General features: G+C 43.4%; 13 protein-coding genes. 11 read left to right on the forward strand and 2 right to left on the reverse strand.

Annotation, left to right across the window (positions count from 1 at the left end):
- Positions 1 to 18: 18 nt before the first annotated feature.
- The 11 genes from sps_RS02900 (at position 19) to rmf (ending at position 18,922) form a co-directional block, all read left to right on the forward strand.
- Complete coding sequence (locus sps_RS02900; protein WP_077751111.1) at positions 19 to 1,383, forward strand: DUF1329 domain-containing protein; 1,365 nt, start codon at positions 19 to 21, stop codon at positions 1,381 to 1,383.
- 53 nt (positions 1,384 to 1,436) lie between these two features.
- On the forward strand, positions 1,437 to 2,462 hold the full coding sequence (locus sps_RS02905; RefSeq protein ID WP_077751113.1) for a WD40/YVTN/BNR-like repeat-containing protein: 1,026 nt from the start codon (positions 1,437 to 1,439) through the stop codon (positions 2,460 to 2,462).
- A 13-nt stretch (positions 2,463 to 2,475) separates the two neighbouring features.
- Positions 2,476 to 4,791, forward strand: a complete 2,316-nt coding sequence (locus sps_RS02910; protein WP_077751115.1) for an efflux RND transporter permease subunit — start codon at positions 2,476 to 2,478, stop codon at positions 4,789 to 4,791.
- 265 nt (positions 4,792 to 5,056) lie between these two features.
- Positions 5,057 to 9,895, forward strand: a complete 4,839-nt coding sequence (locus sps_RS02915; RefSeq protein WP_077751116.1) for an NAD-glutamate dehydrogenase — start codon at positions 5,057 to 5,059, stop codon at positions 9,893 to 9,895.
- A 64-nt stretch (positions 9,896 to 9,959) separates the two neighbouring features.
- A complete protein-coding gene (gene pyrD / locus sps_RS02920) occupies positions 9,960 to 10,979 on the forward strand; it encodes a quinone-dependent dihydroorotate dehydrogenase (RefSeq protein ID WP_077751118.1) in 1,020 nt (339 codons plus the stop codon).
- 166 nt (positions 10,980 to 11,145) lie between these two features.
- A complete protein-coding gene (locus sps_RS02925; RefSeq protein ID WP_077751120.1) occupies positions 11,146 to 11,679 on the forward strand; it encodes a cell division protein ZapC in 534 nt (177 codons plus the stop codon).
- Positions 11,680 to 12,282: 603 nt separating this feature from the next.
- Positions 12,283 to 14,418 (forward strand): bifunctional 23S rRNA (guanine(2069)-N(7))-methyltransferase RlmK/23S rRNA (guanine(2445)-N(2))-methyltransferase RlmL, encoded by a 2,136-nt coding sequence (gene rlmKL, locus sps_RS02930; protein ID WP_077755526.1) that lies wholly within the window; start codon positions 12,283 to 12,285, stop codon positions 14,416 to 14,418.
- Positions 14,408 to 14,641, forward strand: coding sequence for a glutaredoxin family protein (locus sps_RS02935; protein WP_077751122.1), 234 nt, complete (start codon positions 14,408 to 14,410; stop codon positions 14,639 to 14,641). The genes rlmKL and sps_RS02935 overlap by 11 nt, the downstream gene beginning before the upstream one ends.
- Position 14,642: 1 nt before the next feature.
- Positions 14,643 to 16,562: an ABC transporter ATP-binding protein gene (locus sps_RS02940; protein WP_077751124.1), complete on the forward strand. Its 1,920-nt coding sequence runs from the start codon at positions 14,643 to 14,645 to the stop codon at positions 16,560 to 16,562.
- Positions 16,563 to 16,601: 39 nt separating this feature from the next.
- Positions 16,602 to 18,506 (forward strand): DUF3466 family protein, encoded by a 1,905-nt coding sequence (locus sps_RS02945; RefSeq protein ID WP_077751125.1) that lies wholly within the window; start codon positions 16,602 to 16,604, stop codon positions 18,504 to 18,506.
- 239 nt (positions 18,507 to 18,745) lie between these two features.
- Positions 18,746 to 18,922, forward strand: a complete 177-nt coding sequence (gene rmf, locus sps_RS02950) for a ribosome modulation factor (RefSeq protein WP_077751127.1) — start codon at positions 18,746 to 18,748, stop codon at positions 18,920 to 18,922.
- Between the two features lie 98 nt (positions 18,923 to 19,020).
- Here the strand turns inward: rmf and fabA are convergent, their stop codons facing one another.
- Positions 19,021 to 19,536 carry a bifunctional 3-hydroxydecanoyl-ACP dehydratase/trans-2-decenoyl-ACP isomerase gene (fabA, locus tag sps_RS02955; RefSeq protein WP_077751128.1) on the reverse strand — a complete coding sequence of 172 codons (516 nt, stop codon included), beginning with the start codon at positions 19,534 to 19,536 and terminating at the stop codon, positions 19,021 to 19,023.
- A gap of 68 nt (positions 19,537 to 19,604) precedes the next feature.
- Positions 19,605 to 21,374, reverse strand: coding sequence for a S16 family serine protease (locus sps_RS02960; protein WP_077751130.1), 1,770 nt, complete (start codon positions 21,372 to 21,374; stop codon positions 19,605 to 19,607).
- Positions 21,375 to 21,648 lie beyond the last annotated feature (274 nt).

Genomic DNA, 21,648 nt, shown 5'->3' on the forward strand with positions numbered 1-21,648 from the left:
ATCACAAGGACAATAATAATGAAGAAACTTGCGATATTGTCGGCGGCTGTGATAGTTGCTTTGAGTGCACCGAGTGCATGGGCGAAAGTTACGGAGGCTGAAGCGGCTAAATTAGGCACCGAGTTGACGCCTCTGGGCGGCGTCAAGGCGGGTAATGCCGATGGTTCCATTCCTGCTTGGGATGGTGGGATCACAACAGCTCCAGCGGGGTACAAGAAGGGGATGCATCACCCGGATCCGTTTGCTGGTGATAAGATAGAATTTACTATCACCAATGCCAACAAGGATAAGTATAAAGCGCACCTTACCGATGGTCAGATCAAGCTATTTGAGCTGTATCCTGAAACGTACAAGATGAATGTTTACCAAACTAGACGTACAGCTTCCGTGCCTCAGTTTGTTTATGACGCAACTAAAGCAAATGCGACCCGTGCCGAGTTGGTTTCTCAAGGTAATGGCGTAAAAGGGGCATCTATCGGTGTACCTTTTCCTATCCCTGAGAATGGGTTAGAGGTTATCTGGAACCATGTATTGCGTTTTCGTGGTGTCGATGTGAAAACATCACGTAGCCAAGCAGCGCCTACGGCAGGTGGTAGCTACACGCTTGTTGAAACTACCGAAGAGATTCGTTTTCAGTATTCACGTCCTGAAATGACTCTGGATAAGCTAGCCGCTTCTAATACCTTGTTTTACTTCAAGCAAGTAGTGACTCAGCCTGCTCGTCTTGCGGGTACGGCTTTGCTGGTTAAAGAGACCATGGATCAAGAAGCCTTGCCTAGACAAGCCTGGACCTATAACACGGGTCAGCGCCGAGTGCGTAAGGCTCCGAATGTGGCATTTGATACGCCGGGTTCGGTTTCAGATGGCCTGAGAACAACGGATGATTTTGATATGTTCAATGGCTCGCCAGTTAGATATAACTGGGAGCTTATGGGCAAAAAAGAAGTTTATATTCCTTATAACGACTACAAACTTCATTCAGATCAGTTGAAGTACGATCAGATCATTCATCCGGGGCATATCAATCCTGAATTTGTCCGTTGGGAAAAGCATCGTGTGTGGGTGGTTAAGGCTCAGCTTAAAGAAGGCATGCGTCATATCTACAAAACACGTACTTTCTATATCGATGAAGATTCATGGCAAGTATCGCTTGCCGATATGTACGATAATCGTGATGAGTTATATCGTGTCGCGGTTGCTCATGCAATTAACTACTACGAAGTGCCAACACATTGGAGTACGTTAGAGGTCTTCCACGATCTTCAGTCCCGTCGTTATATTGCAATGGGTCTTGATAATGAAGGCCGCATGTATGATTTTGATGCCAAGCTCAGTGAAGCTAACTTCACTCCGGCAGCATTGAGACGTGCTGGTATTCGTTAACCCTCAGTTCTAAGGGGCGGGTTACCGCCCCTCTATTCTTTAAGGAAGTCTGTATGTTGTTTAGCATGCTTCGATCAGTATCTATTTGTCTATTTTTAGCTATTTCTTTGCAGCCTTTTGCGCTTGCACAGGAAATCCATGATGTTAAAGGCCAAATACAAGCTTTAGCCATTGATTCTATTATTCTCGACATCGCGACTAATGGGGACACAGTTCTTGCCGTGGGTGAACGGGGCCATGTTTTTATATTCGATGAACAGGCAAGCCCCCAGTGGCAGCAAGTGCCAAGCCCAACCCGCGCACATCTCACCAAAGCATTTTTAATTACCCCTCAACTTGGATGGGCCGTAGGTCATGATGCGACCATCATACACACTCAGGATGGAGGAAAAACCTGGCAGTTACAGATGGAATCCATGGAAATCGAAAAACCTTTATTGGATATTCATTTTTTCGATAAATTTAATGGTATAGCCGTTGGTGCCTATGGATTGTTTTATCGTACCGATGATGGCGGTGGACACTGGAAAAGTGAATATCATCAAGAATTATTATTCGAAGAAGATGTCGACTACTTGGCCGAATTAAAGGCTGAGGATGAAGCTATTTATTTGAGTGAGCGAAGCACCTTGCTACCACATTTCAACCGGATTATTTCTACGATAAATGGCCAGTTGGTGATGGTGGGAGAGCTAGGTTTAGTGGCCGTATCCAATGATCAAGGTAGGCAGTGGCAAAAGCTAGACTTCATTTATGAAGGCTCAATGTTCAATGCTATCTATGTCAATGATTCATTATTTGTCATGGGATTAAGGGGACATGTTTTTAAAACCGATGCAAGTCTGACAAACTGGACTGAAATCTCATTACCCGTGACCTCAACGATCAATGGGGCCATGGTGAAAAAAGACGGAAATCTTCGTCTCGTCGGCAATGCCGGTGTGATTATTGACGTAACGTTAGAGGGTAAAAGCCAACTGATCGAGCAGCGTCAAGGTGAAAATTTAGTGTCAATAGTTCAAGATCCCCAAGGTCATACCTGGATTGCAGGTACCAAAGGCCTCTTCAAACAACAATAATAGGATCTTTATGATGTTAGAGAAATTAGTTAATGGATTAGAATCCTTTTTATTCAGGCGACGGGCCTTTGTCATCTTACTGTTTATATTAACCACCATTTTTTTGGCGTTTCAGGCCAGTAACTTGAAAATGGATGCGGCTTTTATCAAGAATATTCCGCTTAATCACAGCTACATGAAGACCTACTTGAAGCACCAGAAGCAGTTCGGCGGTGCCAACAGTATTATGGTTGCCGTCGAAGACACCAGTGGTGATATTTTCAATGAAAACTTCTTCGATGCGCTGAAAAATGTCCATGACCAGCTCTTCTTCATTCCAGGGGTTGACAGGGCGCAAGTTAAATCCTTGTTTTCTCCCTCCACACGTTTTACCGAAGTGGTAGAAGATGGTTTTGCAGGCGGCCCGGTTATTCCTGCTGACTTTTCTACTACTCCAGCGGGTCTGGCAGTTGTGAGAGATAATATTGAAAAAGCGGGAATCGTCGGTCGGCTAATCGCTGAAGATTATTCCGCTGCTATGGTCAAGGCTCAGTTGATGGATTTCGACCCTCAAACTGGTAAGCCACTCGATACCTTGGCATTCGCAGCGCAGCTCGAAAAAGAACTGCGTACAAAATATGAAAACGAACATATAAAAATTCATATTATAGGTTTTGCCAAGATGGCGGGGGATGTGGCCGATGGCGCTAAAGGCGTCATGCTTTTCTTCCTTATCGCAATAGTTGTCACAGCGATCATGGTTTACCTCTTCTCTAAGTCATTTATTCTTACCTTATTGCCATTAACCTGTAGTTTAATCGCAGTGATCTGGCAGTTGGGCTTATTGACTGTAGTTGGCTTTGGGCTTGACCCTATGTCGATTCTTATCCCATTCCTTGTGTTTGCGATTGGTGTGAGTCACAGCGTGCAGATGATCAATGCCGTACGACGGCGAGTTCTCGAAGGGGAGACGACGAAGGCCGCTGCAGCACTTGCTTTTAGAAGTTTATTGATACCAGGAGGCATCGCACTTCTGTCTGATACCGTGGGCTTCTTAACTCTGTTATCCATTGATATCGGTATCATCAGAGAACTGGCTATTTCTGCCTCTCTAGGTGTTGCCGTCATCATCTTAACTAATCTAATTCTCTTGCCACTCATCATCTCTTATACCCAAGTATCGGCGGTGAAATCAAATGACGGCTCAACTGAGCGAACTAATCGAGTCTGGGAATTCTTGTCGAGATTTGCGACGACTAAATATGCTATATGGGTACTCGTGTGCACAACGGCCTTGTATGCTTTAGGTTTGCAGCAAGCTAACCAAATGAAAGTAGGTGACTTACAAGGCGGGGCACCAGCGCTGCATTTTGATTCTCGCTACAATCAAGATACTTTTTACATCACTGATAAGTTTTCAATCACTACAGATGTGATGACTATTATCGTTGAGGCCTTCCCTGAAGCGTGTACTTACCACTCTGTGTTGACACAGATGGATGAATTTGAATGGTTAATGAGTAACACTCCTGGGGTAGAAGCGACAGCCAGCTTGGCATCGGTTGCGAAGCGAGTAAATGCCGGTTTCAATGAAGGCAATCCCAAATGGCAGGTGTTGCCTCGGACAACAGCTAGCCTAGTACAAGCGGTTGGACGTGTACCGACAACCTCCGGGCTACTCAATAGCGACTGTTCCGTCATGCCTATTTATCTTTTCTTGAAAGATCACAAGGCTGAGACGATAGAAGTCGTCATAGATAAAGTGAAAGCACTCTCTGCGACGATGGATAATGACAAGTTACAGTATCGACTCGCTTCGGGGCCTGTTGGCGTGATGGCCGCGACGAACGAAGCGGTAGCTGCGGCTCAATTACCTATGATGTTGTATGTCTATGGGGCTGTGTTTTTTCTCTGTTTGCTCAGTTTTAGATCCCTAAAAGCGACGATATCTGTCATCTTGCCTTTATATGTGGTTTCTACATTGGCTCAGGCATTGATGACTCAACTGGATATTGGTTTGGCTGTGAGTACTTTACCTGTGATAGCCCTGGGTGTCGGGATCGGTGTGGACTATGGTATCTATATCCTTTCAACCATGGCTGGAAGATTAAGAGAGGGAATGCCGGTGCAACAGGCGTATTATGAAGCCTTAGTTGAGCGAGGCAGTGCGGTTATTTTTACCGGTCTCACACTGGCCATCGGCGTCAGTACTTGGTTTTTCTCGGCGCTTAAATTTCAAATGGATATGGGAATACTGCTGACATTTATGTTTTTGGTAAATATGTTAGGTGCCATAATTATTTTACCGGCGATAGGGGCGGTTATCTGGCGAAAACCCAGAGAGGTATAAGTTAACAGGGAGCTTCGGCTCCCTTTTTATTACCCTGAAAATGAATAGTTACGCTGTAATGACGATTGATTTTTCATCTAACGGTCCTAAATACTGCTGTAACTGGTTTTAAGGAGGATCTACCACTAAAATAAGTCTCGAAATGTGGTCGCTTTAGTAATAAACTTCGCCCATGACCTAGGTCACACTATTTTGACTGGTCATTGTAACAAGCATCCCAAAAATTATAAAAGCGCTGCCATAGACCCTTAAAGGAAACAGCAACATGGCCTTGAAAGATGCAATGCCTTCAGTACTACTCGAAAACGTAGTCAACCTTATTCATTCAAAAGTTCCTACTACACAAGTAAAACAGGTCGAGCAGTTTGCCACCTGTCTGTATGCCCACATGTCGAAAGATGATCTTAAGGCCCGTAACGATAGTGATCTTTATGGTGCCGTATTAAGTCTCTGGAATGCCGCGAATATGACAGTAAAAGGCGGTTCACATATTCGAGTTTTTAATCCCAACCAGTCAAAGCATGGTTGGCAATCAACGCATTCAATCATCGAAATCATTCAACCTGATATGCCCTTCTTAGTTGACTCTGTGGGTATGGCGCTCAATCGTAACGGGATCACGACCCATATGATGCTGCATACGCCCTTGTCTATTAAGCGAACCAAAGATGCCATCACTCAAGTCACCTATGGCGACGATGGTAAAGGGAAGCAGGAAAAGGTCGCCGTATTCCTCATTGAGATCGACCGGCTCAGTAGTAAAGATGATATAAAACAGATAGAAAAAGAGATAGCGTCGGTACTTGGTGATGTTGCAGCCTCAGTCAATGACTGGCAAGCCATGTCCAGTCAGCTCGACGAAACGATTAAAGATCTCGCTGTACGCCCGTATCCAGGGGAAAAACAAGAGCTTAAAGAAGCCTCTGATTTCCTTAATTATTTGAATAATCATCACTTCACCCTCTTGGGCTATCGTCGTTATGATTTACGAAAAGTTGAAGGCGATCTAGAGCTTATTCCGGATACCTCATCAAGCCTGGGCTTGATGAACATACCCGGTAAACCTCAGCCAGATACTGGATTATTATTGTCTAACTTTTCGGAAAGCGCACGAAAAGAAGCGTTAGATCATAGCTTACTTCTGCTAACTAAGAGCAGCGAAAAAAGCCGAGTCCATCGTCCAGCTTATGTAGATTATGTCGGCGTTAAGCGTTTTGACAAAAAAGGTAATGTGATTGGGGAAGATAGATTCTTAGGACTCTATGCCTCAAATCTGTATAACCGCAGCCCACGCGAAATTCCATTGTTAGCTGAAAAAGTTCAGCGCGTGTTGGACCGCTCAGGTTTAACACCTCGATCCCACGATTATAAAGCCTTAATGCACATACTCGAGACCTTGCCCAGAGATGAGCTTATTCAAGGCAATGTTGAAGAGTTGGCATATGTCGCCCATGGCGTACTTGAGATGCAAGACAGGGACAAGTTAAAGCTGTTTGTTCGTAAAGATGGCTTTGGACGTTTCTTATCTTGCTTAGTCTACGTGTCAAAAGATAGATATAACACTAAGCTACGTGAAGATACTCAACGTATATTAGCCCAGCATTTTAAGAGTGATGCCGAGGTTGAGTTTACGACCTATTTCTCTGAATCAACACTTGCGCGCACTCACTATATAGTGAAAGTCGACAACAATACTATGGATGTAGACGTGGCTGCTATTGAAAATAATTTAACCGAAGCTGCTCGTTCTTGGGAAGATAAGCTGAGCGACTCCCTTAGCAGTGCTCGTGGTGAAGAGTCTGGCACTAGGCTAATGAAGCGTTATCTCACCGCATTCCCTCGTAGCTATCAAGAAGATGTATTACCCAGCTCAGCTGTTGTGGATATTTTGCAACTTGAAGCACTGGATGATGCTCATAACCTGGGCATGCTGTTTTACCTGCCTCAGGAAACAGCTTTAAGTAACAGTAAAGTGCGTTTGAAGCTATTCCATAAAGATGAGCCGATCCACCTTTCTGATGTCTTGCCTATGCTGGAGAATTTTGGCCTTAGGGTGATTAATGAACGTCCCTATGAAATAAAAACCGCTAATGGTGATACTTATTGGATCTTAGACTTTCTGATGACAGTTCGGGGTTCTACCACTGAAAATGTTGCAGAGAGTCAAGACAGATTCCAGAATGCCCTGTCTCAGGTCTGGAAAAAGCAGCTTGAAGATGATGGTTTTAACCGTTTGGTCTTGGCTACGGGCCTTAGCGGACGTGAAGTTTCTATACTACGTGCTTATGCTAAATATATGCGTCAAATTGATGCGACATTTAGCCAAGCTTATATAGAAGAGACATTTACCCGTTATCCTCAGCTTGCCGATCTCTTGGTTAAAATGTTCATTCGTAAGTTCAACCCTAAACTTAAGACTCGCACCTTAGGCAAGTTTGTTGAGCAGATCGATCTACGTTTAGACGATGTTTCCAGCTTAGATGATGACAGAATTATTCGTCGTTATTTAGACCTCATCAATGCCACATTAAGAACCAACTTCTATCAGGTAGCCGATGACGGTGCTGAAAAGCCTTATGTGTCATTTAAATTTGCTCCGGAAGATATTCCAGAGATGCCACGTCCGCTGCCTAAATTTGAGATTTTTGTCTACTCACCAAGAGTCGAAGGCGTGCATCTTAGAGGCGGTAAAGTCGCCCGTGGTGGATTACGTTGGTCTGATAGACGTGAAGATTTCAGAACTGAAGTATTAGGCTTAGTTAAAGCACAGCAAGTTAAGAATACCGTGATCGTCCCAGTTGGAGCGAAAGGTGGATTCGTCTGTAAACAGCTACCGACAGAAGGCGGTCGCGAAGCCTTCTTCACCGAAGGTCAGGCTTGTTACCGGATATTTATTCGTGGTCTGCTCGATATTTCAGATAATATTATTGAAGGAGAGGTGATCCCGCCAAAGAATGTTGTTCGCCATGATGAAGACGATCCTTACTTAGTGGTCGCTGCAGATAAAGGCACGGCAACGTTCTCTGATATCGCCAACAGTATCTCTGAGGAGTACGGTTTCTGGTTAGGTGATGCATTCGCCTCCGGTGGTAGCAATGGTTACGATCATAAGAAGATGGGGATCACGGCGCGTGGTGCTTGGGAGTCAGTTAAACGTCATTTCCGTGAAATTGGTATCGATTGTCAGACAACAGATTTCACTTGCTTAGCCATCGGTGATATGGCGGGTGATGTATTTGGAAACGGCATGTTGCTTTCTGAGCATACTCGTCTTGTCGCGGCTTTCAACCATCTGCATATCTTCATCGATCCAAATCCAGAAACGGCATCTACTTATAAGGAGCGTGCACGTTTATTCGAACTGCCTCGTTCTAGCTGGGATGATTACAACAAGAAGTTGATCTCTAAAGGGGGCGGAATATTCCTACGCTCTGCAAAGAAGATCCCGTTGTCTGCAGAGATGAAGGAGATGTTAGATACCAAGAAGGCGTCGATGACACCGACTGAGCTGCTTAAAGAGCTCTTGAAGATGAATGTCGATCTTATCTGGAATGGTGGTATCGGTACGTATGTGAAGGCATCCACAGAAACTCACGCGGAAGTGGGTGATAGAGCGAATGACACCTTGCGTGTCAATGGCGATGAAGTGAGAGCAAGAATCATAGGTGAAGGTGGTAACTTAGGTTGTACTCAGCTAGGTCGCATCGAGTACGCTACCCATGGTGGCCGCATGAATACCGATTTTGTGGATAACGTCGGCGGCGTCGATTGTTCCGATAACGAAGTGAATATTAAGATCTTGCTTAATGCCTTAGTTGCCGACGGTGAGATGACACTTAAGCAACGTAATCGTCTCTTGGTTGAGATGACTGATGAAGTAGGCCGCATAGTCCTTCAAGACTGTAACGATCAAACCAGGACGATCTCAGTGACCCAAGTTCGTGGTGCTGAGCAGCTGAAAGAGCAGATCCGCTTCATTCATTATCTGGAGAAAGACGGCAAGCTTGATAGAGGGCTTGAGTTTTTGCCTTCGGAAGATGAGCTAGCTGAGCGCTTAGCCAATGGTAAGCCGTTGACGCGTCCTGAGTTATCTGTGTTAGTCGCCTACGCGAAAATGGTGCTTAAAGAGCAGTTATTGACACCTGAAATAACGGATGACCCCTTCTTGAGTCAATTATTGATTGCATATTTTCCACTGCAATTACAAGAGAGGTACAGTGAGCGTATGGCTGCTCACCCTCTGCGTGGTGAAATCATAGCAACTTCATTGGCAAATGAACTGGTTAATGATCTGGGTCTTAACTTTGTTCAACGTATGCAAGATGAGACAGGTGCCTCAGTCGCTGAAGCCGCGATTTGTTACACTATGGCTCGTGAAGTATTTGGTTTAGCTGATTTAACGAAAGAGATCACCTCACTCAATGGCATTATCCCTGCGGTAGTACAAGGCGAGATGCTACATCAATTACGTCGTAATATCCGTCGAGCTTGTCGCTGGTTCCTGCGTCATCGTAATCGTAGTCACAGTATTGAACAGTCAGTAGCCTTCTTCACTCCAGTATTCGAGGATTTGAAAGCGAATGTCCATGGCTATATGGTTGAAGCAGAAGTTGAAGGCATACATGCAGAGATTGCGGCACTAGTAAAAGAAGGTGTCAATGAGCCGATAGCGACGAATGTGGTTAACATGAGTACGCTATTCTCTGCACTGGATATTGCTCAAATTGCTGAGTTGGAAAGTAAGCCTATTGCACTGGTTGCACAGACCTACTTTAAATTAGGTGCGCGTGTGGATTTACACTGGTTCCTCGATCAAATCAGTGAGCAACCGGTTGCTAACCACTGGCAAGCACTTGCCAGAGCGGCATTTAGAGAAGAGTTAGATTGGCAACAGCGTTCACTGAGCTCAGTAGTACTAAGATCATGTACCTCGACTTGTGATGCTGATACCATAATCGATCAGTGGATAGACTCCAATCAGGGCTTGTTGGAGAGATGGTTCCATATGCTCGCAGACTTTAAAACTTCGCAAAGCCATGAGTTTGCAAAGTTCTCTGTCGCCTTACGTGAGTTAAATCTTTTGATTCTTCATTGTGAAGGTTAAAAGTAAATAATAATATTAATCAGCCCTGGCATTTGCCGGGGCTTTTTTCGGTCTAGGAGAAAGCATGTTTTACAAAATCGCTCAAAAAGTCATGTTCCAGATGGATCCTGAGAGAGCGCACCATGTCGCACTCAGCAGCCTTAAATCCACGGCGAATAGCCCGTTAGATTGTTTCTACGCTCAGACGTTTGAGTCCGCGCCTGTTGAGTTTATGGGGATAACCTTCCCTAATCCTGTCGGTTTAGCTGCTGGTATGGACAAAGATGGTGAATGTATCGATGGTTTTTATGCGATGGGATTTGGACATATCGAAGTGGGCACTGTAACACCCAAGCCACAGCCAGGTAATGAGCAACCACGTCTGTTTAGACTCAAGCCTGCGAAAGCTATTATCAACAGAATGGGCTTTAATAATAAGGGAGTCGATAACCTTATTGCCAACCTTAAATTGGCAAAGTCCGGTGCACTGGTTGGCGTCAATATTGGTAAGAATAAAGACACACCGGTGGAGCAGGGCAAAGATGATTACCTTATCTGTATGGAGAAAGTGTATCCATATGCCGCCTATATTACAGTCAATATTTCCTCTCCAAATACACCAGGCTTAAGAAGTATGCAGTATGGAGATCTGCTTGACGATCTATTGAGATCACTTAAAGAGAAGCAAAAAGATCTCGCACAGAAGCATGGTAAATATGTACCACTCGCATTAAAAATCGCCCCTGATTTAACGTCAGAGGAAATTGAGAAAATTGCAGAATCTCTCATTCGCAACAAATTTGATGGGGCTATCGCGACAAATACGACCTTGAGCCGAGATGGTGTTAGCGGGCTTATCAATGCAAATGAAGCCGGAGGGCTAAGTGGTAAACCACTGAATTCATTGTCTACATCTGTGATAAAGCAACTTTCAGATTGTCTTAAAGGCGAGATACCTATCATAGGTGTCGGTGGAATTAACTCTGCATCTGACGCGCTAGATAAGCTCGATGCAGGGGCGAAAATGGTCCAAATATTTTCAGGATTTATTTATCAGGGGCCTGAATTAATTAAAGACATAGTCAATGCCTATCGAGTTCGATAATTAAAAGATCGTTTTTCAGATCCATTTAAGATCGCGCGATCGCAATTTGATCGCGCATGACCGATATAAGATACTGTTATCTTGGTCAATTTTTTTTAATTATATTTTGATATTGAGTAAAATATCATCTATTATCGGCTTGTATTCTATATGACAGGTAAACGTTATGTTATTAATGCCAAAAAAGGATTGGCAATGGAATTATAATGATGCGTATGGTGTGTTAAGCGTCTCATTAGGTTCAGAGATGGAATTTCTGACCCCTTATAAAATGAAAACTTTAATTCCTGACGCTTTGATGGAGTTAGAGTTTAATATGGAACATGCCAAATTTTATATTGAGTTTCTAGATCTTCTTTCAAGGTCATTACACCTAACAGCGGGTTTGCAAGTTCAGCTTGCGCTCAATGCTACTGCTGCCCATTTTTTGTTAAAGCCACAAATGCCTAAATCATGGTTTTTTGCTACCAGTAATATGTGTGTCTTTAGTGAGCTAGGTAAAGTTTTTCGTCTATCTTGCCAGGGCATTAGTGCACAAGTTTTAGTCGTTGAAACAAGCGTACAAGCCTCACTTGTGATGTTGTTGGAAAAAGATTTACGGCTAAGTGATAGCAAATCTCTAGGTCAGTTCGAATGTATTAAAGTTATGCACGATAGACTGCACCCAATTATTGTTAATCGGCAGATTGTCGCGGCATAATTATCTGTTTTGTCATGTTTCATTCCCTATCCAATTCCTATCTAGCTAAGCGCTTTATCTAGAGAGTGAGTGATTATATAAATCGTTCTAACTCATTTCCATTTAACGTTGTCAGCATGATTAATGCACAATTGATTTTAATTTTATTTTTGTTCATCGGAATAAAATTAAGTGGGTGTGTTTTATGGAGAAGATATTAGGGTGTTTTAATATTTAAGAATTGGTTGCGGGAGCTGGATTACTTTTATGAAAGTAGGGCCACGAGCTTCACCCCGATGTAATAAGTCGCTGAGTCCGAGTAGATTTCATACAGCCCCATCTCGCGTTCGATTCAACTTCTTGATTTTTCTTGATTTAGAGTCATCAAATCTTTCTTCCATGCCGTCGAAGCGCGGCAAACTATAGCTATATGACCTGGCTATTACAAGCCTGATTTCAGTTGAAAGATCTAACCGTTCATAAATGAGACGAAGAGCGGGGTCTTTGTGCAAATAGTGGGGTACTAACAGGAATAATCTCCTTGAGAGCTAATAACTTTTTATCATTTCAGTGCGCATCAAGGTATAATGTCTGATTAATTTTTACTGTGTGCCTATCTATACGATGTTAAATTTTTTTGCTGCGGCTCCTAGGGGCTATGAATATGCGTTATCACTCGAGTTAGCAGAGCTCGGTGCCTCTGAAATCAAAGAGAGTGTAGCTGGTGTCTACTTTACGGCATCTCTTGAGCTAGGTTATCGAATTACGCTTTGGTCACGTTTGGCGAGTCGAATCATTTTCGTCATACATAAAGGCCCATGCGAGTCTCCTGAGCAGCTCTATAATGCTGCTTATGGTATAGATTGGCAGATGCAGTTTTCTAATCGCAGCACATTTAGCATCGATTTTCATGGTCAGGGTGGTTTCATCAATAACACCATGTACGGTGCACTTAAGATAAAAGATGCCATTGTTGATCGTTTTCGCGACGATGATTTTTCAAGGCCGGATGTTGCTCGCCAGGATGCAGATTTTCGAATCGACGCACATTATCGTCGTGGAGAGATCACCATAGGATTGAACTTCTCCGGACCTGCCTTGCACAAACGTGGCTATCGCTCGACCACAGGTGAGGCCCCTCTAAAAGAGAACCTTGCGGCAAATATGCTGGTTCGTAGCGGGTGGAAGAAAGAGCCGGTTTCATTGCTCGATCCCTTCTGTGGTAGTGGCACTATCTTGATTGAAGCTGCCATGATGGCCTGTGATATTGCGCCGGGTCTTCATCGTGAGCGTTTTGGTTTTGAGCATTGGCTCAGACATAACGACAAACATTGGCAAGAATTGCTTAATGAGGCTCGTGCCAGGGCTTCTATTGGCATAACCCGCTGTAGCACTAAGTTTTATGGTTCAGACATCGAGCCTCATCTTGTCTCTATCGCTAAACAGAATGCGGAAAATGCCGGTGTAAGTGACTTAATTGAGTTTACTGTTAGCGATGCTTTAGAGGTGAAAGTGCCAGAAGCATCCGGTTATCTTATCAGTAACCCTCCCTATGGTGAACGTTTAGGCACAGTGACTGAGTTGCTTCAGCTCTATTATCAGTTGGGTGATAAGTTTAAGGCTGAATTTGGTGGCTGGAAATTAGCTATGCTAAACAGTGATAAAGAGCTGTTATCTGCCTTGAAGCTTAAAGCCGATAAACAGATGAAGATGAGTAACGGTCCACTGGACTGTGCTTTCAACCTCTATACTGTTCATGCTGAGAATACTCGCCGCGTCGATCCTGAGAATATTAAGATAGAGGGTGATGTTAGTGATATCGCTGTGCCTTTCGCTAACCGGGTAAAGAAGAATTATAAACAACTTAAGAAATGGGCTAAGAAAGAGGGTATCGACAGTTACCGTATCTACGATGCCGATTTACCGGATTACAAAGTTGCCATAGACAAATATCTGGATTATGTCGTTATTCAAGAATATACCGCACCGATGGATATTCCCGAGTCAGTGACCAAGCGGCGTTTGACCGATGTGCTTATCGCCTTACCTAGCGCAATTGGTATAGATCCTAAGAACATCATCTTGAAGAAGCGGGAGCGTCAAAAGGGCACTAATCAGTATGAGAAACTCTCAACGTCTAAGCTTGAGCTTATCACGACTGAATATGATGCCAAATTTAAGCTAAACCTTAAAGAGTATCTGGATACCGGCCTGTTTCTCGATCATCGTCTCACCCGTAAACTCGTGGGTGAAAAGTCTAAGAATCGCGATGTCCTTAATCTATTTGCCTATACTGGTACGGCTTCAGTACATGCTGCTCTGGGTGGGGCTAAAACGGTTACGACCGTCGATATGTCCAATACCTATATCAGCTGGGCGAAAGAGAACTTTGCCTTAAATGGTTTAAATGACAATAAGTATTCGTTTGTACAGGCCAACTGTTTAACTTGGATCAAACGAACCCACGATACCTATGATTTCATCTTTATCGATCCGCCGACCTTCTCAAACTCGAAGCGCATGGAAGACTCTTTTGATGTGTTACGTGATCATGTGGCTTTGCTGACTGACTTGATTAAGATCTTAAGACCTGGCGGTGAGATCATCTTCTCCAATAATAAGCGTAAGTTTAAGATGGAGACTGAAGCGCTTGAAGCTGCTGGGATCAAAGTTGAAAATATTGACAGTCAAACTTTACCTACGGATTTTAAACGTAATCCACAGATCCACAACACTTGGCTGTTAACCCATGCCGAGTAAGTCCTATATCTTGTTCCACACAGATGCTTGTCATCTGTGTGATTTAGCCGAGCAGTTGATTGAAATGTCTGGCGTGTCATACATAAAAACAGATATCTGTGATGATGAAAAGCTAGCTGAACAATATGGCATTCGTATCCCTGTGCTAAAACAGCTTGATTCTGAAAATGAGCTTAATTGGCCATTTGATGAAGATGTATTAAAGAATTTTTTAGGAGCATAACTTGAGTCTTGTTCGTATTAATAGTGGCTCTCTAGCCTATGGTTACACCCCACTATTGCAAAAAGCCGATTTCACCATAGAACCCGGTGAGCGTGTCTGTATCGTTGGCCGAAATGGTGCCGGTAAGTCCAGCCTGATGAAAGTATTGAGTGGTGATGTACTTCTCGATGAGGGTGAATTCAATATCGCCACCGACGTTAAGGTGAGTCGTCTACAGCAAGATCCACCCAAAGCCGAGCAAGGTTCAGTCTATTCTTATATCTCTGCCGGACTTCAAGAGGTGGGTGAGAAGCTCGAACGTTATCATCAGTTGGCTCACGATGTAGGCACCGCAGATCCAGAGCAGATGGATCGCATGCTTAAACAGATGGAGCGACTTCAGGAAGATATTGATCACCTCAATGGCTGGCAGCTAGACAGCCGAATTAACCAGAATTGTGAACTATTGGGGCTAGACCCAGATAGTGCCTTGTCAGAATTGTCCGGTGGGTGGCAACGTAAGGTTGCCTTAGCCAGAGCTTTGGTGAGTGAGCCAGATTTGCTATTACTCGATGAGCCCACCAACCATCTGGATATTGATACTATCGAATGGTTAGAGCAATTTCTGTTAAGTTATAAAGGTGCTATCGTATTTATTAGCCACGATAGGGGGTTTATTCAACGTATGGCGACCCGTATTGTCGATCTCGATCGCGGTGTCATCACGTCCTGGCCTGGTAATTATCAAACATACCTAGATGGAAAAGCGGAGTGGTTAAGAGTCGAATCCGAGCAAAATGCACTATTTGATAAACGTCTCGCGGAAGAAGAAACCTGGATTCGTCAAGGTGTTAAGGCAAGGCGTACACGTAACGAAGGTCGTGTTCGTGCGTTAAAAGCTTTGCGAGTCGAGCGTATGGCGCGTCTTAATCGACAAGGCGGTGCTAAGATGGCCGTTGCTGATACCGATCGTTCCGGCAAGCTTGTTTTTGATATTGAAAAGCTGAACTACAATCTGCCTGATAAAAACTTGGTGAAAGATTTTACGTCGGCTGTGATGCGCGGAGACAGGATCGCGCTTATTGGTCCTAATGGTTGTGGTAAATCTACCTTAGTAAAACTCTTGATTGGTCAGCTAGAGGCACAGTCGGGTAGTGTCAAGGTGGGGACTAAGCTTGAGATTGCCTATTTTGATCAATATAGAGAAGCACTCGATCCCGAGAAAACAGTGGAAGAGAATGTAGGTGAAGGTAAGAAAACCATCACCATCAATGGTCAAGACCGTCATATTTTGAGTTATCTGCAAGACTTCCTCTTCTCTCCGATGAGAGCAAGAACACCAGTCAAAGCGCTTTCTGGTGGTGAGAAAAACCGTTTATTGCTAGCCCGTTTGCTTTTAAAACCTGCTAACTTGATTATTCTCGATGAGCCGACCAACGACCTTGATATTGAGACCCTAGAATTGTTAGAGTCTTTGTTGACCGATTATCAAGGAACCTTACTTTTAGTGAGTCATGACAGAGCATTTATCGATAATACCGTGACCAGTAGTTGGTGGTTCACCGGTAATGGTGGCTGGAGTGAGTATGTCGGTGGCTATGAAGATGCAGTGTCTCAAGGTGCTAAATTTTATTCTGAGGAACCTCAGGGAACAAAGAGTGTCCAACCTCAGAAGGTTGAGGTTAACGAGGTAAAGCCAGTAGACAAACCTAAATTAGAAAAGAAGTTGTCTTATAAACTTCAGCGTGAACTCGAGGCGCTACCTGCTATGATGGAGCAGCTAGAAGCGGAGGTTGAAGCTTTGCAAGAGAAAGTTAGTGCATCAGATTTTTATGCTCAAGATCAAGATAAAATTAATCTCCAACTCGGCCAACTAGCCGACAAAGAGCAGGAGTTGGAAGTGTGCTTCGGGCGATGGGAAGAGTTAGAGTCGCTCAAGTAATACAAAATTAAAACTAGAAATAGTATGGGAATAGCGTTAATGAAGTTGAAATTGGATAAAGCACTATCATTAGTTGCAGTAGGTGTAATTAGTGTTTTGCAAGGTGCCAATGCAGCACCTGTATATGAAATTAAGAACCTAGACGAAATTTATAGCCAGGAAGATGGCGCTGAATTAATTGGCACATTACAAGGTACTCGTAGTGGCTACGGTATGGCTGTGAACGCTAATAATGAATCTTTAGGTGTGGCAAAAGGTAAAAAATACCTGAGCGTATCTGAGGATGATGATGGTGTTATCGATATCGAAGATGGTATCGCACCGGAAGAGAAGATCGTGCTGTCCATTAATACGCCGATCAAAGCTAACAACTTCACCTTTACTGCCGTCGAGAATGATTCATCTACCCCTTGGTTACCGACTTTTGACAGCGTCAATGGCACCACAGATCCCAGTTTAACCGATCCAGATGATCCAGATACAATAAATTCGGTCGATGCCTATTACTATGGTATCAATAATGCGGGCGTAAAAGTCGGTTCCATGACATCTGAAGAGCTGAAAATAACTTGTGGCGATGACTGTAAAGATGATCAGGATTTCTGGTACTACCGGGAGTTTGAAGAGCGTGGCTTTGTTAAAAACGCCGATAATATCGAGATAGATCTGGTTCCGCCTCTCACCGAATATGTTAAAGACGACGAGACTCCGGCTGTTAACGTGGGTGGTTATTCGGTTGCGGCCAAAGTGAACTCAAGTGGTTTAGTCGTAGGCTATGCAGGTACTGAGTTATCTAAGAATTCTGAAGATCGTATCGATACTTGTATTTCGAGTGATACTTACCCACTAGATGTCTGCGTGCAGACACTGCAGTTTCCTTATGATGATTACGGTAATTCATACATGATTTACCAAGTACGTGGTTATGTATGGCAGCTAAATGCGGATAGGACTGTAGTAGAGAATGAGATTGAGTTACCCTTAGGTTTAGCCCCAAGTTCTAGTGACACAAGAATTTATACGGCTCAAGGTCTGGGAGTCAATACAGCCGGGGTTGTCGCAGGACGCTCCCATGTTTATCGTCGAGGCAACACAGATAAACTACATTATGATGCGGCATATTGGACTAAGAACGACACTGGTAAATATGACTACCATTGGATAGATATGATAGATGATAGATATGAGTCTATCGCTTATGATATTAACGATAATGGCATCTTAGTCGGCAGTTATAAGCAATACCTTCAAGGATATTCAAGAGATAAGTTCTTCTATTACGATACTAATGGGACTGAAGACATAGTTACCCCTTATGATTTTAGCAGCAACACTGGAGTTTCAGATCTAAGCAGTAGGCCAAAAGATATCAACAATAAGGGTCAGGTCGTCGGTTATATTGAAACCACCCACGATAAGGAAAAACCCCGCCCTAAAGCAGGTTTCTTGTTTGATAAAGACACAGATGATTTTAGGAACCTTAATCAACTGTTGACTTGTGAGTCCAAGGGCTTCGAGAAGGTCGATGATAAGTGGGTGCGTAAAACAGTCGAAGTCGAAGATGGTGCAGGTAAGACACTAACCTACAATGAAGACTTAGTGGTTGTCGAGGCTAACGGCATCAATGAAGAGGGTGTCATTGTCGGTACAGTGTCAGTGCGTAAGCCGGTGTATAAGTTCGACTCAGAAGGCAACTTGGTTATTGAAAATGGCAAGCCAGTGTTTGAAGTGAATGGTTATGGTGATCCGCTTACATCTTACTTACCTCGTTCTGTGGTTTTGCAAACGAATTATGCTGAAGCGACCGATGAGTGGCTAGCGGCTAATAACTGTGTTGATGACAATGAAGAGCCTGATGATTATGAGCGTAAAGGCGCGGCAAGCTTTGCCTGGTTATTTGCCTTACCCTTACTTTGGTTCCGTCGTCGCTACTCGAATAAATAGCATGAATGTTTATTTCAATTAACTCGGGTTAGTGCTTGTTATCATGAGTGCCAAGTCTGGTAGAACAAATTCATAGAAAAGTCGAGGCGATAGCCTCGATTTTTTTTGTCTAAAAAACTCAACAGCTTAAAAAATAACCATGTAAATTGGTGAAATATTGATTGATCTTGAGCCGAAAAAGATCTATTTCTATCAAGTGAAGCTATTGCTTCTTTGTATGTAAAACAGAGGATGCTTGCATGAAGAGACAAAAAAGAGATCGTTTAGACAGAGCTTTTTCGAAAGGATTTCAAGCCGGAGTTGGCGGCCGCTCAAAGGAGAATTGTCCGTACTCGACACTTGATTCTAAGTCACAGTGGTTAGGGGGGTGGCGGGAAGGCGTAGATGGCCGAATAACTGGTTTATTTAATAAGTAACGTAGCATTTTGCCCTCCTGGTAACAGATAGCTGTAGCCGAAGAGGGCATTTTTATGCCTGATTATCTAACTTAAAAAAACAGGCATAGAAATATAGTTTAGAAGCTACTTGTATCTGTGAAAATTCCGACTTTCAAATCTTTAGCGCTGTAGATTTCACGTCCATCGACTTCCATGGTGGCATCAGCTATACCCATGGTAAGTTTACGATATACCTTACGCTTAATCGTCAGTTTATAAGTGACTTTCTTAGCATCGGGAAGCACTTGGCCGGTAAATTTAACCTCACCTACACCTAACGCTCGCCCTTTACCTTCGGCGCCTTCCCAACCGAGGAAGAAACCAACTAGCTGCCACATTGCATCCAGACCTAAGCAACCAGGCATAACGGGATCGTTTTCGAAGTGACAACCGAAAAACCATAATTTAGGATCGATATCCAATTCAGCAACAATCTCACCTTTGCCGAATTCACCACCGTCGGCATTTATCTTAACGATGCGATCGATCATCAACATATTGTCTATAGGAAGACGAGGTGAGTTCTTACCAAATAACTCTGCATGACCACAGGCGATAAGTTCTTCTTTACTGAAACTGTTTGCATTACTCATTGATTTACTTCACTCCAACAATATGAGGAGCCAAGATTAGCGAACACGTGTACGCTAAACAACTCCGATCAGCTAAAAAACTTCAATTTTCGGAGCAACTTCTCAAAAAATGTACTTTCTTCGTCGGAATAGCCCGCTAAATTTGCCAATCGACCCTGAACTAGACCATAGAGTGAATCTTCTGGAAAATCATTATTTTCATCGGCAACGCCGGCCGTCATCTTCATCAGAAGCTCGACGGCTTCATCGATATGATCGATTTGGTAAAGGCTAAACTTCTTGTCTTCAATCGCCGCAACGAGATTCGCAGAGAGATTGAGCTGTTGGGTGTTAGCTCTTGGGATGATAACCCCTTGGTTACCTGTTAGTCCTCGACGTTCACATAAGTTAAAGAAGCCTTCAATTTTCTCATTGACGCCTCCTATGGCTTGTACTTTTCCGAATTGGTCTATGGCACCAGTTGCCGCAATACTTTGACTGATTGGCTTCTCAGTAATTGCAGAAATCAAACTACAGTATTCAGCAAGAGACGCGCTGTCTCCATCGATTTCTTGATAGGATTGCTCGAACACTATGTTGGCATTTAAGTGTAGTGGGGCATCTTTACCGAAGATTCGATATAGGCAAGATGATAAGATCATCATCCCCTTAGCATGAATATTTCCTCCCAGTTCTGACTTTCTTTCGATGTCGGCAACTTCCCCATCGCCATAATGAACCGAAGCGGTAATGCGTGCTGGCTCTCCGTAACTGTACTCAACAGTTTCGAGTACCGTTAATCCATTAATTTGACCAACTCTCTCACCTTCTGTCGGTAAATTTATAAACTTGTCATCGAAGTTTTGTGCCGATAGTGTCTCAGAGGCGTTATGGCGAAGCTGATAACGCGTCAAGGCGTAGGCTATATCTTTAGCCGAAATTTCAGAAACACCACTGTATGCGTGAGCCTGGGACAACAGTTGCCCCACTTGAGATGATAACAAGGTTAGGCGTCGCTGATGGTCGGCTAATCGTGCACTGTAGTTAAATAATGGTGCTAAGGCTGAATGAGACAGAGACACTTGATTGAGCGCCGCAATAGAAACGAGCCAGTTTCCATAATCCTTTTCGCTATAACTGGTTAAATCCAGTTCATAGCTCATCTCGCCCAGAAGAGGAAAGTGAAGAGAAAACTGGCTTTCCTCTATCCAACAGACACTGTACTGGGTACTCGTGCCGACAAGTACAATCTTACAATTAAGCGGTACAAGTGGAAGTTGAGAATGAATTTGATAGCTCTTAGATGACAAAATATTGAGTAACAGATCCCATAAGCCTTCTCGTTTCCACAGGGAGTCAGCACAGATAAAGAGGGTATGGCACTGGGCCAATGCACCTGCTTGATATTGGAGCTTATCGAGGTTAGCGGTATTAATGGGATGAACACTCGAACTCAATAGTCGACCAACCAGATCGGTACGCTTAATATTGCCCGATAGATAAGAGTAACCTTGGTTTTTATGGCTCAAGATGAGTGGTTCGCGCTTTTCATTCAGCACTAAATCTTGTTCATCTACCCACTGAAAATGAGTGGTGTTGTTATCATTTGAACCAATGAGTAGCTGAGAAGCCTTATCACCTTGTTGGCTAGCTAGTGCGTCAATGAAGGCTTTCCTATCTATACCTGCAAAATCTGCGAGATACATATGCTGGTGAGCCGTTTTAGTCAAAAGTGTGAAAGCGTCAACGACTCTCTCTTGGCCTAATAGCAGGCTTTTCTTTTCGTTTTTTAGTGTTGAGAGTGCAGGAAGGTTATGCTTAGGCGTTAATGATGACAATGGAATGACGTTTGGATTCATAGAAACATTAGCTACTTAAAAATAGAAATCAGAATTGTGATTAATGATATGTTAGCACATCAAGCTTACAGCCCATATTCTAATTGAGACTTTGATTCTTGATTTTGAGAGTAATTACAATATTAGAGCGCGAGCAGGTATGGACGAGTTTGTTTGAGTTTAAGCCAAGTATTGGGCTTGTTGTATATTTTTACAAAATGTTGAGTGTTACATCGCCACTTAACCACAATCTTTAAAAAAAGAGTTTACTTCGATCTTAGATACTTATAATATT

This window comes from Shewanella psychrophila (genome assembly GCF_002005305.1).
Taxonomy (GTDB): Bacteria; Pseudomonadota; Gammaproteobacteria; order Enterobacterales; family Shewanellaceae; genus Shewanella; species Shewanella psychrophila.